The organism is Pseudomonas sp. GLN_2 (genome assembly GCF_043106005.1).
GTDB classification, from domain to species: Bacteria; Pseudomonadota; Gammaproteobacteria; order Pseudomonadales; family Pseudomonadaceae; genus Aquipseudomonas; species Aquipseudomonas alloputida.
Genome location: NZ_JBICMC010000104.1, coordinates 1 through 14,811 on the forward strand (window position 1 = coordinate 1; position 14,811 = coordinate 14,811).

11 protein-coding genes are annotated in these 14,811 nt (G+C 64.3%); 7 read left to right on the top strand and 4 right to left on the bottom strand.

Features of this window, described 5'->3' with window-relative positions; all coding sequences use genetic code 11:
- Positions 1 to 75: 75 nt before the first annotated feature.
- Positions 76 to 804: a sulfate transporter CysZ gene (gene cysZ, locus ACF8Q6_RS25735; RefSeq protein ID WP_004575866.1), complete on the bottom strand. Its 729-nt coding sequence runs from the start codon at positions 802 to 804 to the stop codon at positions 76 to 78.
- Positions 805 to 1,134: 330 nt separating this feature from the next.
- Between cysZ and trxB the strand changes: the two genes are divergently transcribed.
- On the top strand, positions 1,135 to 2,097 hold the full coding sequence (trxB, locus tag ACF8Q6_RS25740; protein WP_392491966.1) for a thioredoxin-disulfide reductase: 963 nt from the start codon (positions 1,135 to 1,137) through the stop codon (positions 2,095 to 2,097).
- A 75-nt stretch (positions 2,098 to 2,172) separates the two neighbouring features.
- Here trxB and nadC read toward each other — a convergent pair whose 3' ends face one another.
- On the bottom strand, positions 2,173 to 3,021 hold the full coding sequence (gene nadC, locus ACF8Q6_RS25745) for a carboxylating nicotinate-nucleotide diphosphorylase (RefSeq protein WP_012051209.1): 849 nt from the start codon (positions 3,019 to 3,021) through the stop codon (positions 2,173 to 2,175).
- A gap of 243 nt (positions 3,022 to 3,264) precedes the next feature.
- Between nadC and ACF8Q6_RS25750 the strand changes: the two genes are divergently transcribed.
- From ACF8Q6_RS25750 to ampE, 3 genes are all read left to right on the top strand, one after another.
- Positions 3,265 to 5,424 (top strand): DUF1631 domain-containing protein, encoded by a 2,160-nt coding sequence (locus ACF8Q6_RS25750; protein WP_392491968.1) that lies wholly within the window; start codon positions 3,265 to 3,267, stop codon positions 5,422 to 5,424.
- Positions 5,425 to 5,512: 88 nt separating this feature from the next.
- Positions 5,513 to 6,085, top strand: coding sequence for a 1,6-anhydro-N-acetylmuramyl-L-alanine amidase AmpD (gene ampD / locus ACF8Q6_RS25755; RefSeq protein ID WP_392491970.1), 573 nt, complete (start codon positions 5,513 to 5,515; stop codon positions 6,083 to 6,085).
- Positions 6,082 to 6,912: a regulatory signaling modulator protein AmpE gene (ampE, locus tag ACF8Q6_RS25760; protein ID WP_014589705.1), complete on the top strand. Its 831-nt coding sequence runs from the start codon at positions 6,082 to 6,084 to the stop codon at positions 6,910 to 6,912. Before ampD ends, ampE begins: the two co-directional genes overlap by 4 nt.
- A 44-nt stretch (positions 6,913 to 6,956) precedes the next feature.
- Here the strand turns inward: ampE and ACF8Q6_RS25765 are convergent, their stop codons facing one another.
- Both ACF8Q6_RS25765 and cra read right to left on the bottom strand, forming a co-directional pair.
- Positions 6,957 to 7,733, bottom strand: coding sequence for a TatD family hydrolase (locus tag ACF8Q6_RS25765; RefSeq protein WP_019750469.1), 777 nt, complete (start codon positions 7,731 to 7,733; stop codon positions 6,957 to 6,959).
- Between the two features lie 2 nt (positions 7,734 to 7,735).
- The gene (gene cra / locus ACF8Q6_RS25770) at positions 7,736 to 8,731 is read right to left on the bottom strand and encodes a catabolite repressor/activator (protein ID WP_392491971.1); all 996 of its coding nucleotides are present in this window, start codon (positions 8,729 to 8,731) and stop codon (positions 7,736 to 7,738) included.
- A 284-nt stretch (positions 8,732 to 9,015) separates the two neighbouring features.
- Between cra and ptsP the strand changes: the two genes are divergently transcribed.
- The 3 genes from ptsP to ACF8Q6_RS25785 are packed head-to-tail and all read left to right on the top strand — an operon-like array spanning position 9,016 to position 14,555.
- Entirely contained in the window at positions 9,016 to 11,868 is a 2,853-nt protein-coding gene (ptsP, locus tag ACF8Q6_RS25775) for a phosphoenolpyruvate--protein phosphotransferase (RefSeq protein ID WP_392491973.1), read from the top strand.
- Positions 11,869 to 12,816, top strand: a complete 948-nt coding sequence (pfkB, locus tag ACF8Q6_RS25780; protein ID WP_088513040.1) for a 1-phosphofructokinase — start codon at positions 11,869 to 11,871, stop codon at positions 12,814 to 12,816.
- Positions 12,813 to 14,555: a PTS fructose-like transporter subunit IIB gene (locus ACF8Q6_RS25785; RefSeq protein ID WP_392491975.1), complete on the top strand. Its 1,743-nt coding sequence runs from the start codon at positions 12,813 to 12,815 to the stop codon at positions 14,553 to 14,555. The genes pfkB and ACF8Q6_RS25785 overlap by 4 nt, the downstream gene beginning before the upstream one ends.
- Positions 14,556 to 14,811: the final 256 nt, after the last annotated feature.

The following is a 14,811-nucleotide window of genomic DNA, read 5'->3' on the forward strand; positions in this document are numbered from 1 at the left end:
TGCGGCCCTATCGCGACACAAGGCCGCTCCCACAGGGGCCCGCGCCATTCATGTCAATCGCACACGGCCCAGGAATCAGCTCCGCTCCCGCACCCAGAACAACGTAGCCCCGGCCACCGCCGCCGGCATCATCAGCACGTTCACGCCTGGAATCATCAGCGCCAGGTAGGTGATGCCGCCAAAGCCCAGGCTCTGCCAGCGCTTCTGCCGCAGCCAGGCGAGCATGTCCTGCCAGCTCATCTTGTTGTTGTCCGCCGGGTAGTCGATGTACTGGATGGCCATCATCCACACGCCGAAGATCAGCCACAGCGGCGCAGCCACCACGTTGACCACCGGGATCAGCGACAGGATGAACAGGCCGATGGCGCGTGGCAGGAAGTAGCCCAGCTTGCGCATTTCGCGGCTGAAGGTGCGCGGTACCATGGCTGCCAGCTCGCCCCAGCTGAAGGCTGGGAAGGTGTCTTCGCCACGCACTACCACCTCGACCTTTTCCGCCAGAAAACCGTTGAACGGCGCGGCAATGATGTTGGCCACCAAGGTGAAGGTGAAGAACACCATCAGCACCAGCAAGGCAACGAACAGCGGCCAGAGGATGTAGCTGAGGAAGCTCAGCCAGTCAGGCAGCGTGGGCATCAGGGCATCGAGCCACAGGCCGAACTGGTGGCCGGCGAAGTAGATCAGGCCACCGAACAGCAACAGGTTGACCGCCAGAGGCAGCAGCACGAACAACCGCAGGTTGGGGCTCAGCACCAGTTTCAGGCCTTCGCGCAGGTATTGGGGGCCAGAGAGGACAGGGGCTTGCATCTAGAGACTCCGCAGAGAAGGAAAACGCGCTGACCTTACCGAGTTTGCCGCGCCGACGAAAGGCACGCCGTGGGCGGGAAACGGGATGTAACAAAAGCGCCCGGGGCTTGTTTATCGATGAAATCGCAGCATAGGCGATGCCTATGAGGTGGATTGTCTAAGGATATTTCCTTAATCTTTGCGACCTCGCTACAGTGCGCTCAACTTTTCGCTTTGCGGGCCTGCGCGTTTTAGCCTTCCCCAAGTGCTGCGTGGGTCCTTTTTAATTTCTTGGCTGGCGCAGCCGGTACACCGATGCCGGCCCTGCGGCCCGCTCGACAGGAGTTCGACATGTCTGAAGTACGTCATTCGCGCGTCATCATTCTCGGTTCCGGCCCTGCCGGTTACAGCGCTGCGGTGTACGCCGCCCGTGCCAACCTCAAGCCGCTGCTGATCACCGGCATGCAGGCGGGTGGCCAGCTGACCACCACCACCGAAGTCGACAACTGGCCGGGCGACCCCCACGGCCTGACCGGCCCGGCTCTGATGCAGCGTATGCAAGAGCACGCCGAGCGTTTTGAAACCGAAATCGTCTTCGACCACATCAACGCTGTCGACCTGGCCAACAAGCCGTTCACCCTGCAGGGTGACAGCGGCAAGTACACCTGTGATGCGCTGATCATCGCCACTGGCGCCAGCGCTCGCTACCTGGGCCTGCCGTCGGAAGAAACCTTCATGGGCAAGGGTGTTTCGGCCTGTGCCACCTGTGACGGTTTCTTCTACCGCAACAAGCCGGTCGCCGTGGTCGGTGGTGGTAACACTGCCGTGGAAGAGGCACTGTACCTGGCCAACATCGCCAGCAAAGTGACCCTGATACACCGTCGCGAAACCTTCCGCGCCGAGAAGATCCTGGTCGACAAGCTGAACGCCCGTGTGGCCGAAGGCAAGATCGAGCTCAAGCTCAACGCCACCCTGGACGAAGTGCTGGGTGACAACATGGGCGTAACCGGTGCACGCCTGAAGAACAACGACGGCAGCAGCGACGAAATCAAGGTCGACGGCGTGTTCATCGCCATTGGCCACACCCCGAACACTTCGCTGTTCGAAGGCCAGCTGACCCTGAAAGACGGCTACCTGGTAGTCAACGGTGGCCGCGAAGGCAACGCCACCGCGACCAACGTCGAGGGTGTGTTTGCCGCTGGCGACGTGGCTGACCACGTTTACCGCCAGGCCATCACGTCGGCCGGTGCGGGCTGCATGGCGGCGCTGGATGTCGAGCGCTACCTGGACGGTTTGGCCAACGCCTCGTTCTGATCTGAGAAAAAGGGGTGCAAAGCGCCCCCAATAAAAAACCGGCCAAGCGCCGGTTTTTTATTGTCTGCTATCAGCTCACAGGCTCAGTCGCATCGACAGGTCCACCGCTTTCACATCCTTGGTCATGGCACCAATCGAGATGTAATCCACCCCTGTCTCGGCGATCACCCGCAGGGTCGTTTCGTTGACCCCGCCGCTGGCTTCAAGTTTGGCTTTGCCCGCGGTAATGCGCACGGCTTCGCGCATTTCTTCCAGGTTCAGCTCGTCGAGCATGATGATGTCCGCGCCAGCGGCCAGCGCCTGGCGCAGTTCGTCCAGGCTTTCGACCTCGATTTCCACCGGCTTGCCCGGCGCAATGCGGTGTGCTGCGGCCACCGCCTCGGCTACGCCGCCGCTGGCGGCGATGTGGTTTTCCTTGATCAGGAAGGCGTCGTACAGGCCTATGCGGTGATTGTCGCACCCACCGCAGGTCACTGCGTATTTTTGCGCCAGGCGAAGCCCCGGCAGGGTTTTGCGGGTGTCCAGCAGGCGCACCTGAGTGCCGGCTACCAGGTCGGCGAGGAAGCGCGCACGGGTGGCGACCCCCGACAGCAGCTGCAGGAAGTTCAGTGCGCTGCGCTCCCCACTGAGCAGCGAACGGGCCGGGCCTTCCAGGTGGAACAACGGCTGATTGGCAGTGGCCTGCTCACCGTCGGCCACCTGCCAGTGCACTGCAACGCGCGGGTCGAGCTGGCGGAATACGGCATCGACCCAGGCGGTACCGGCGACCACGCAGTTTTCACGGGTGATGATGGTCGCCTTGGCCAGGCGCTCGGCCGGGATCAGTTGCGCGGTGATATCGCCACTGCCGATGTCCTCCAACAGCGCGCGGCGCACGTTGGCTTCAATTTCAGCGGTCAGGTCGGCAAGGCGTAGGTTCGGCATGGTCGGCTCCACAAGCTAGGTGCCCGCGATTATAGGGCAGGGGGCCGGTGTGTACAGCCGCCTTGGCGCTGACCTTTGGTCGGACGTCGTGAGTAATCGGAGCCGATCAGGGTCATTAGCCAGCCAGCGAAACGGCGCTGGTAGCTATGCGATTTTTTACCGATAATGGTGACTGGTATTTGGCGCCATGGCTTTGACGATTTTCCAGCCCTTTCGGGCAAGACACCCTGCAAGGAGTCCAGGATGCAAAAAGAAGGCAAGGTGGTGCCCTTGGCGGCAGCCATCGACCGAGGGGGGCGTACGCCTCATCCTTGCCTTCCGGTCGTGTTGCTGCAGGTGCGCGACAAGGCCGCGTTGCAGTTGCGTCAGGGCCTGCAGGACTTGTTCGACAATGCCGATGACACGCTCTTCGAAATGGCCGACAAGGCCTTTGACCGCAGTGACCAGAACCTGTACTTCGAAGCCATGCGTGACCTGCGCCTGAAGCGCAAGAGCATCGAGCGTGGTTTTCTGGATACGTTCCATGATGCTTTCCTCCGAGCCGGCCAGGTCGACTTCCTGGCAAACCTGGTCGAGCCGGGCAACCCGCGCAACAAGGCCCAAATGGAGCGGGCCGCCGCCATCGAGAGCATGGTGGCGCGGGTGCTGTCACGCGATGGCATTGCCCTGCAGCAACTGGGTCTGCGCCTGCAGGCATTGCTCGACCGCCCCCTGTACGAGCAGCACAACCCATTGGGGCCAGCCGCGCTGTGTCGTTACTTCCTCGAGGCCGGGCGTAATCTGGGCGTTGGCCTGCGGGTCAAACTGGTGCTGCTGAAGCTGTTCGAGCGTTATGTGCTGCGTGATGCCGATGTGATCTATGGCGAAGCCAACCAGTTGCTGGCCGCTGCCGGCGTACTGCCCGAGCTGCAACCGGCGCCGCGCCGGCGTGCCGAAGACCGGCGCATGCGTGTGCGACCCGGGCCGGCGAACCTTGGCCAGGAGGAGGGGGCGGACGCCGCAGGGCAGGCGTTGTTTGCCTCGTTGCAGGCACTGCTGGCGCCGGTGCGCGGGCAGTTCGCTCCGCGCTTGCACGCGGTGGCTGCCGCCCAGCCGATCAGTACCGCCGACCTGCTCCGACTACTGTCGCATTTGCAGCGCTATGTGCCCGCCACCTACGAGGCCGATGACTTCGAGCTCGGCCAGCAGCTTGAGCAACTGCTGTTGCGGGTGAGTGTGCGCAGCGGCACGCGTCGGCGCCTTCACGTGGCTGACGAAGACATGATCAACCTGGTTGGCCTGCTGTTCGCGTTCATCCACAACGACGACAACCTGCCGGCCAGCCTGCGGGCGCTGATTACGCGCCTTCATATTCCCCTGCTCAAGGTGGCACTACTGGACAAGGGGCTGTTCAGCCGGAGTAGCCACCCGGCGCGCCGTTTGCTCAACGAAATCGCCGGCGCCGCGATTGGCTGGGAGTGCGGCAGCGAGTGCCAGCGTGACAGCTTGCACATGCGGGTAGAGCGGATCGTCCAGCGCCTGCTCAATGATTTTGCCGACGATGCCAGCCTGTTCGCCGATTTGCTCGACGACTTCCTGGCATTCAATCAGGACGAACGGCGACGTAACGAGTTGCTGGAGCAACGCACTCGCGACGCCGAAGAAGGCCGTGCCCGGGCAATGCAGGCCAGGCAGCAGGTGCAGCACGTGCTCAACCAGCGCCTGCGTGGCCGGGTACTGCCGCAGGTGGTGGTGCAAATGCTGGTGCAGGCCTGGAGCCAGGTACTGCTGCTGGCTTGGCTGAAACAGGGCGAGGCCTCACAGGCCTGGCACGACGCAGTGCAGACGATGGACATGCTGCTGGCCAGCATCACGCCGCCACATGAGCCACAAGCCTTGCTGCAGCAGGTGCCAGGCCTGCTCAAGGCGCTGCGCGATGGCCTGGCCAGCGTAGCCCTGGACGCGGTGGCGACCCGCGAGTTCTTCCTGCAACTGGAACAGTTGCACCTGCGGGCCTGCGCAGGTAATGAGGCGCTGCCGGGGGGGGAGGGCCAATCCTTGGGCGACGTGCGGGTGGCTGAAGAGATTGTGCTGACGATTGCCGAAGAGCCCGCCTGCGTGCCCCTGCACGCTGCCGACGGGCAGGCTGCAGCGCTGCGCCAGGCGCAACGCCTGCGCATCGGCACCTGGGTCGAGGTGCTCGACGAGGATGAACCACTGCGCTGCAAGCTGGTCGCGCGTATCGACAGCAGTGACAGGCTGGTGTTCGCCAACCGCACCGGCATGAAAGTGCGCGAGTGGAGCAGCGCCAGCCTGGCCCAGGCACTGCAGCGGCACGAAGTGCGCGTACTGGATGATCGCCTGTTGTTCGAACGGGCGCTGGAGGCGGTACTTGAGAGCTTGCGGCAAGGGCAGGCGCAATAGGCAGACCCATTACAATCATTCACATGCACACGGCGTTGGCCGCAGGGCATACTGTGGGCATGTTCACGGCGTTTTTCAGGATCTGCCCATGCAATTGGACCGTGCCACTGGCTGGTTCCACGGAATCGGAATCACCCACTGCCCCTCGCCGAACTTCAATGCGCGCCCCGAAGGCGAATCGATTTCCCTGCTGGTGATCCACAACATCAGCCTGCCCCCGGCCTGTTTCGGCACGGGCAAGGTGCAGCAATTCTTCCAGAACCACCTGGCCCCTGATGAGCACCCGTATTTTGCCAGCATCACCCACCTGACCGTGTCGGCGCACCTGTTCGTCGAGCGTGACGGCGCGGTGACGCAGTTCGTGTCGTTGCATGACCGTGCCTGGCATGCGGGTGTGTCGAGCTTTGACGGGCGCGAAGGCTGTAACGACTTTTCCATCGGCATCGAACTGGAAGGCACCGACGACCTGCCCTATACCGATGCCCAGTATGCGGTGCTGGAGCAACTCACCCGGCACATCCGCAGTGCCTGGCCGGCCATCGACCTGAACCGCATTCAGGGCCACAGCGACATTGCCCCGCAGCGCAAGACCGACCCCGGCCCGGCCTTCGACTGGCCGCGCTACCGCCAGGCGCTGCAGCACAATGAGGACAAGGCATGAGTTTTCTGGTGTTGTTGCTGGCGCTGTGGGTCGAGAAGTTTTCGGCCCTGCGCCATCAGGTGCAGCGCGACGGGTTCTTTCTTGGCGAACTGGTGCGTCTGGAACGCAACGGCAAGGTGCACCCATGGTGGACGTTGGCCATCCTGGTGTTGGCACCGGTAGCGCTGCTGGTGTTGCTGCTGCATGTGCTGGAGCCGGTGGCCTATGGTTTGCTGGCGTTGCCGGTGCACCTGTTGGTGCTGATCTACAGCCTGGGCCGCGGCGATGCCAAGGCATCGTTGGGGGCGTTTCGTGATGCCTGGCGGCGGGGAGACGATCAGGCGGCGCTGCACGCGGCCGAGCGCGACCTGGGCCTGGTGGCCGATGAACCGCACAGCTTGCTGGTGCGGGTGCAGGGTAACTTGCTGTGGCAGGTGTACCAGGGCTTTTTTGCGGTGATCTTCTGGTATTTCGTACTGGGCCCTGGCGCTGCGCTGGCTTATCGATTGTTGGCGCTGTGTAGTGAGCACAGCAAGCAGCCGGCTTTGAAGGCGCGTGCCGAGCAGTTGCGGCACATCATGGACTGGTTGCCGGTGCGGGCGTTGGCGTTGAGCTTTGCCCTGGTGGGCAACTTCCTCGCGGTGACACGGGTGATGCTGCACGAGGTGCTCAACTGGCACATCAGCGCCGGGCACCTGGTGGCTCGGGTGGGGCGGATTGCCGATGACATTCCCGAGGAAGAGGACAGCCAGCGCGGTTTGGGGCGGCTGGACAGCCTGTGGGAATTGCTGTTGCGCTGTGCAGTGCTGTGGTATGCCGGGTTCGCGCTGTGGACCGTGCTGGTCTGATTCGGGGCCAATCGCATCCCACGGGAATCCCGGCCCCCCGAGTTTTACCAGCCAAACAACGTGCAAGCATTGCGGGTGCTGGCCTGTGCCAGCACCTCGACATCCAGCCCCATCACGTGCGCAAGCGCCGTGGCAATTTCCGGTAGATGCTCCGGGCTGTTGCGTACCCCCGGGTACATCGCCGGTGCCATGTCCGGTGCATCAGTCTCCAGCACCACACTGTCCAGTGGCAGCCGCGCCAGAGTCTTGCGCAGCCGCAGCGCCTGCGGCCAGGTACCCGCACCGCCCAACCCCAGCAGGAAGCCCAGCTTGATGTACTCGCGGGCCTCTTCGTAGCTGCCGGCAAATGCATGAATCACCCCCGCCCGCGCTGGCTTGTAGCGCTTGAGTGTGGCAATCACCTGGGCATGGCTACGGCGCACGTGCAGCAGGGCCGGTAGTTCGAAGTCGCAAGCCATCTGCAGTTGCGCTTCGAACAGCGCCTGCTGGCGGGTCTTGTCAAGGTCTGCGAGGTAATAGTCCAGGCCAAACTCACCTACGGCACATAGCCGCGGGTTGTCGCGCAGGCGCTCCAGCCACTCGCGCAGTTGCACCAGGTGCTCAGGGCGATGCTGGTCGAGGTAGACCGGGTGCAGGCCAAGCGCGGCGAACAGGCGCGGCTCGGCGCAAGCCAGTTCCCACACCCGCTGGAAATTCGCCTGGTACACCCCCAGCACCACCATTCGCTCCAGCCCACGAGCCGCCGCGTTGGCCAGCAGGCGCGGACGGTCGGCGTCGAAGTCGGGGAAGTCCAGGTGGGTGTGGGTGTCGATCAGGCGCATGTTCAGGCCGCTGAGATGCGTTGCTTGAAGGTGCGGCCAACGGCGTGCACGCCGGGTTCATAGCGTTTTTCCTCGATGGCGGCCAGTGCCAGTTCAAGCGCAGTGGCGGCAATCTGGCCATGCTGCTGGGCCATGGCATTGACCGGCAGCGGCAGGAAGTCGAGCAACTGGTTGTCGCCAAAGGTACCCAGCTGCAGTTGGCGCGAGTCGACCGGGCGCGCCTGGAGGGTGTCGAACACGCCCTGCAACAGCACGTACGAAGTGGTCACCAGAGCATCCGGCAGGCCCCCCAGGTCGTCGATCAGTTGCTGCATCAGGCGTTGGCCGCACTCACGGCTGAATGCTTCGCCCTGATAGCGGCGCACTTCGCCGGTATAGCCTTGCAGGGCTTCGTCGAATCCGCCGGCACGCGCCTGGCTAACCGACAGCTCGGGGCGCGCGCCTATCAGGGCGATGCTGCGTGGGGCCGAGGTGAGCAGGCTGGCGGCCAGCTGGCGGCTGGCATCGCGGTCGTCGCTGATCACCGAGCAGAAATGTGCGGGGTCCAGGCGGCGGTCGATGGCAATCACTGGCAGGCCTTTGTCCTGCAGCTCGCGGTAGCTGCCATCTTCTGGGGGCAGGCAACTGGCAACGAACAGCGCATCGCATCGGCGCGCACGGAACAGTTGCTGCAGTTGGCGCTCGCTGTCTGGCTGGTCGTCGCTGCTGGCGATCAGCAGCTGGTAGCCGCGGGCGCGGGCGCCTTGCTCCAGTTGCTTGGCAATGCGGGCGTAGCTGGGGTTCTCCAGATCCGGGAGAATGAAGCCCAGGGTGCGGGTATGCCGGCTGCGCAGCCCAGCAGCCTGCGGGTTGGGGGTGAAGCCGTGGGCTTCGACCACCGCGCGTACCCGCTCGACAGTACTGTTACTGATGCGCTGCTGTTCAGCCTTGCCATTGATGACGTAGCTGGCAGTGGTCACGGACACACCGGCCAGACGGGCGATATCGCTGAGTTTCACCGAATTTTCCTTGTTATTTCCGGGGCTGCCTGTAAGGCCAGACCGGGTAGTTTGACCCGGTACAGGCATCACGCGCAGACGACCATTGTCGCAATTGTCCGACAGGATGGGGCTTTTTACTGGGCAGATTATCGAGTAACGTGGCCGCCTGGTCAGATTAAACGTTTCAGCTGCCGAATTTTCTGCCTCGGCTGCCACCTGCGCACGGCTGCTGAACTGGCCCTTTATGTGAATTTCACAACAATACTCCAGTACCCGAACGGGAACTGCAAAAGGAGAAGGTCATGCTCGAGCTCGCCAATGAGCAGATAGCCATGGGCCAGAAGGCCGCCGACAAGGCCGAGGCATTGCGCCTTTTGGCGGATCGGCTGGTTGCGGACGGTCTGGTCGCCGAGGGTTACCTGCAAGGGCTGCAGGCCCGGGAAGCACAAGGCTCCACGTTCCTTGGCCAGGGCATCGCCATTCCCCATGGTACGCCGCAAACACGTGACCTGGTGTATGCCACTGGCGTGCGCCTGCTGCAGTTCCCCGAGGGAGTAGACTGGGGTGAAGGGCAAATGGTCTACCTGGCCATTGGTATTGCCGCCCGCTCCGACGAACACCTGCGCCTGCTGCAGCTGTTGACCCGGGCGCTGGGCGAGACCGACCTGGCCGAAGCCTTGCGCCGGGCCAGCTCTGCCGAAGCGCTGCTCAAGCTGCTGCAGGGCGCGCCCCAGGCGCTGGCGCTGGATGCGCAGCTGGTCGGCCTGAACGTGCCGGCAGAAGACTTCGACGAACTGGCCTGGCGCGGTGCCCGCCTGCTGCAACGTGCCGACTGTGTCGACAGTGGCTTTGCCGCCGTGCTGCAGCAGGCCGAGCCGCTGCCGCTGGGTGAGGGTCTGTGGTGGCTGCACAGCGAGCGCCAGGTTCGTCAGCCCGGCCTCGCCTTCATCACCCCGCAGCAGCCGCTGCGTTACCGCGACCAGCCGCTCAACGGTCTGTTCTGCCTGGCCAGCCTTGGGGCCGCTCACGAGGCCCTGCTCGAGCGTCTGTGCGAAGTGCTGATCGAAGGCCGCGGGCAGATGCTCTACCAGGCCACCAGCAGCCGTGCGGTACTGGAAGTGCTGGGCGGTGAAGCGCCGGCGGACTGGCCTAGCGCACGTGTCGTGCTGGCCAATCCACATGGCTTGCATGCGCGCCCGGCCAAGGTGCTTGCACAACTGGCCAAAGGCTTTGATGGGGAAATCCGTGTGCGCCTGGTCGATAGCGCGCAGCCAGCCGTATCGGTGAAGAGCCTGAGCAAGCTGCTCAGCCTCGGTGCACGCCGTGGTCAGGCACTGGAACTGGTCGCCGAACCGAGCATCGCTGCCGATGCCTTGCCGGTGCTGCTGGCTGCTATCGAACAAGGCTTGGGTGAAGAGGTAGAACCGCTACCGCAGAGCGTCGCGCCCATTGCCGATGACGTACCCGAAGTACTGCAAGCACCAGCGGCCGGCAGCCGTATCCAGGGTGTGGGCGCCGCCCCCGGCATTGCCAGCGGCCCGGCGCATGTCTGTGTCGAGCGTGAGTTCGACTATCCCTTGCGGGGTGAATCGTGCGCCGTGGAGCGGCAGAAATTGCGCGAAGCCTTGGCTACCGTCAACGGCGAACTGCAGGCTTTGGTCCTGCGCAGCGACAAGGCCATTGGCGAAATTTTCGTCACCCACCAGGAAATGCTTGCCGACCCGGCCCTGACCGATGATGTCGAACAGCGCCTGGCCCAGGGCGAAAGCGCTGCGGCCGCGTGGATGGCCGTGATCGAAGCTGCGGCCCGTCAGCAAGAGGCGTTGCACGATGCGCTGCTCGCCGAGCGCGCCGCCGACCTGCGCGATATTGGCCGCCGCGTGCTGGCGCAGTTGTGTGGTGTGCAGGCGCAGGCTGAACCCGAGCAACCCTATGTGCTGGTGATGACCGAAGTCGGTCCATCCGATGTCGCTCGCCTGGACCCCAACCGGGTTGCCGGCATTGTCACGGCCCAGGGCGGCGCCACGGCCCACAGTGCCATCGTCGCCCGGGCGTTGGGCATACCAGCAGTGGTCGGCGCGGGTGCATCGATACTGCTGTTGGAGAGTGGTACGCCGCTGCTGCTCGATGGCCAGCGTGGTATGGTCAGCGTCGCACCGCCAGCGGATGAGCTGCAGCGGGCGCTGGCCGAGCGTGACCTGCGCGAGCAACGCCTGCAGGCCGCCTGGGCCAACCGCTTCGAGCCGGCTATCACCCGTGATGGGCATGCCGTCGAGGTGTTTGCCAACATCGGCGATAGCAACGGCATCGCCAAGGTGGTGGAGCAGGGCGCCGAAGGTGTCGGCCTGCTGCGCACCGAACTGATTTTCATGGCCCACCCTCAAGCGCCGGATGTGGCTACCCAGGAAGCCGAGTACCGCCGCGTGCTCGATGGCCTCGATGGGCGCCCGCTGGTGGTGCGCACCCTGGATGTTGGCGGCGACAAACCGTTGCCTTACTGGCCGATCGCTGCCGAGGAAAATCCCTTCCTCGGCGTGCGCGGCGTGCGCTTGACCCTGCAGCGCCCGCAAGTGATGGAAGACCAGTTGCGCGCGTTGCTGCGGGCTGCCGACCAGCGCCCGTTGCGTATCATGTTCCCCATGGTTGGCCAGGTGCACGAATGGCGTGAGGCTCGGGCCATGGTAGAGCGCCTGCGTGCAGAAATCCCGGTAGCCGACCTGCAACTGGGCATTATGGTCGAGGTGCCTTCAGCGGCCCTGCTGGCAGCGCAATTGGCGCGCGAGGTGGACTTCTTCAGCATCGGCACCAACGACCTGACTCAATACACCTTGGCCATCGACCGTGGCCACCCCAGCCTCTCGGCACAGGCCGATGGCCTGCACCCGGCGGTATTGAGCCTGATCGACATGACCGTGCGCGCCGCCCATGCCCACGGCAAGTGGGTGGGCGTGTGTGGCGAGCTGGCAGCCGACCCGCAGGCGGTGGCCGTGCTGCTGGGGCTGGACGTGGACGAACTCAGCGTCTCCGCGCGCAGCATCGCCGAAGTCAAGGCACTGGTTCGCCAGGCCGATCATCAGACAGCCCGCGCCCTGGCGCGCGAGGCCCTGCAACAGGACAGCGCCGCAGCAGTTCGCGCGCTGGTGGAGCGTTACTGAATGGCCAAGATCCTCACTCTCACCCTGAACCCTGCGCTGGATATCACCATCGGCCTGGACACTCTGCGCCCAGGGCAGGTCAACCGTAGCCAGGCGCAGCACAGTCACGCTGCGGGCAAGGGGCTGAACGTTGCTCAGGTACTGGCCGACCTAGGGCACAGCGTAACCGTGGGCGGTTTCCTGGGGGCCGACAATCTGCAGCCCTTCGAGGCGCTGATCGACGGCCGCGGTTTTATCGACTGCTTTGTCCGTGTGCCGGGCGAAACCCGCAGCAATATCAAGCTGGTCGAGGCCGATGGCCGCGTGACCGACATCAACGGGCAGGGCCCGGAGGTCGACGAGGCGGCACGCAGTGCCTTGCTGCACAGGCTTGAACAGATTGCCCCCGGTCACGATGCCGTGGTGGTGGCCGGTAGCCTGCCGCGTGGAATCAGTGCCGACTGGTTCCGCCAGTTGCTCGAACGGTTGAAGGCCCAAGGCCTCAAGGTAGTCCTGGACAGCAGTGGTGAAGCCCTGCGTGTCGGCTTGCAAAGCGCGCCCTGGCTGGTCAAGCCCAATACCGAAGAACTGGGCGAAGTGCTGGGCCTGGCTGTGGATAACCTGGCGCAACAGCGCGCCGCCGCCAAGCGCCTGCTGGACAGTGGCGTTGAACACGTGGTGGTGTCTGCGGGCGAACAGGGCGTCACTTGGTTCAGTCGCGATCTGGCCCTGCAGGCCCGCCCACCCAAGGTGCGGGTGGCCAGCACGGTGGGGGCGGGGGATTCGCTGGTGGCCGGCATGGTCCACGGCCTGCTGCTGGCCGAGGCGCCTGCGCAGACGTTGACCCGGGCCACTGCCATCGCCGCCCAGGCCGTTACCCAGGTTGGCTTCGGCATCCATGACCGCGAGCACCTGGCGCAGTTGGAAGCGGCCGTGCAACTGACAGAACAACAAGAGGGTTGCCGATGAACATTGCCATAGTCACCGCCTGCCCCAATGGCCAGGTATCGAGTGTACTGAGTGCACGCTTGCTGTCCGCCGCCGCCCAGCGTCGCGGCTGGAGCACCAGCGTCGAAGTGCAGAATACTGAACACCCCGAGCGGCAACTGAGCGCCGCACAGATCGCCGAGGCTGACTGGGTGCTTGTGGTCAGCACCGGGCCGGTGGACCTGGCCCGCTTCGTCGGCAAGCGCCTGTACCAAAGCACGCCGTCCCAGGCGCTGGCTGATCGCGAAGGCTTTCTCGACGAAGCGGCGGCCAACGCCGAACTGCTGGCCGCAGTGACAGGCACCCCTGCCGCAACTGGCAGTGCTGGCACCCGCATCGTTGCCGTCACTGCATGCCCGACCGGCGTAGCCCATACCTTCATGGCCGCAGAAGCCTTGCAGCAAGCCGCACAGCAACTGGGCTACCAGTTGACCGTCGAGACCCAGGGCTCGGTCGGTGCGCGCAATCCCTTGTCTGCTGAAGCCATCGCAGCGGCGGACGTGGTGCTGCTGGCCGCCGACATTGAAGTACCCACTGCACGTTTCGCCGGCAAACGTATTTACCGTTGTGGTACTGGCATTGCCCTCAAGCAGGCCCGCGCTACCCTGGACAAAGCCCTGGCGCAGGCCACGGTGGAAAACGCTGCCGACGCTGCAGCGGCGACCACGCCGGCCAAGGGCGAGAAAACCGGCGTGTACAAGCACTTGCTGACCGGTGTGTCGTTCATGCTGCCGATGGTGGTGGCCGGCGGTCTGCTGATTGCCCTGTCGTTCGTGTTCGGTATCGAGGCCTACAAAGAGGCGGGCACCTTGCCGGCGGCGTTGATGCAGATTGGCGGTGAAGCCGCCTTCAAACTGATGGTTCCGCTACTGGCAGGCTATATCGCCTGGTCCATCGCGGACCGCCCCGGGCTGGCCCCGGGCATGATCGGCGGCCTGTTGGCCAGCACCTTGGGGGCCGGCTTTATCGGTGGCATCGTCGCCGGTTTCCTCGCCGGTTACAGTGCCAAGGCCATTGCCCGATGGGCGCGCTTGCCCAGCAGCCTGGAGGCGCTCAAGCCGATCCTGATCATTCCATTGCTGGCCAGTCTGTTCACCGGCCTGGTGATGATCTACGTGGTCGGCCAGCCGGTAGCGGCGATGCTCGAAGGCCTGACGCACTTCCTCGACAGCATGGGCACCACCAATGCCATCCTGCTGGGGCTGTTGCTGGGCGGCATGATGTGCGTCGACCTTGGCGGGCCGATCAACAAGGCCGCCTATGCGTTCTCGGTGGGGCTGCTGGCCTCGTCGAGCTACGCGCCAATGGCGGCGACCATGGCCGCCGGCATGGTGCCGCCGATTGGCTTGGGTATTGCCACCTTCCTGGCCCGGCGCAAGTTCGCCCAGAGCGAGCGCGAGGCGGGCAAGGCGGCGCTGGCGCTGGGGCTGTGTTTCATCTCCGAGGGGGCGATTCCGTTTGCCGCCAAGGACCCGTTGCGGGTGATCCCGGCCAGTATCGCCGGTGGTGCGCTGACCGGGGCGTTGTCGATGTATTTTGGCTGCAAGCTGATGGCGCCGCATGGCGGCTTGTTCGTGTTGTTGATCCCCAACGCGATCAACCATGCGTTGCTGTATTTGCTGGCGATTGTGGCGGGTAGCCTGGTGACAGCGGTGGTGTATGCGGTTATCAAGAAGAGTGAGCGTGTGGAGTTGGCCGTGGCGCCTGCTAAAAGTGTCTGAGCAGACCTCGTTCTGTGGGAGCGGCCTTGTGTCGCGAAAGGGCCGCAAAGCGGCCCCGGCAATCTAAGTAGCGAATCTGAAAATCTGGGGCTGCTTCGTAGCCCTTTTCGCGACACAAGGCCGCTCCCACAAGGACTGCGCCAGGCTTTAGATGTGTACGGCGACCTTCAGGGCTACCAGTGCCGGCTAGGCCTTGATGCCCAGCGCTGCACCCAGCTCCATTACCCAAGGTGGGTTGATGGGCGGTTTTGCGGTG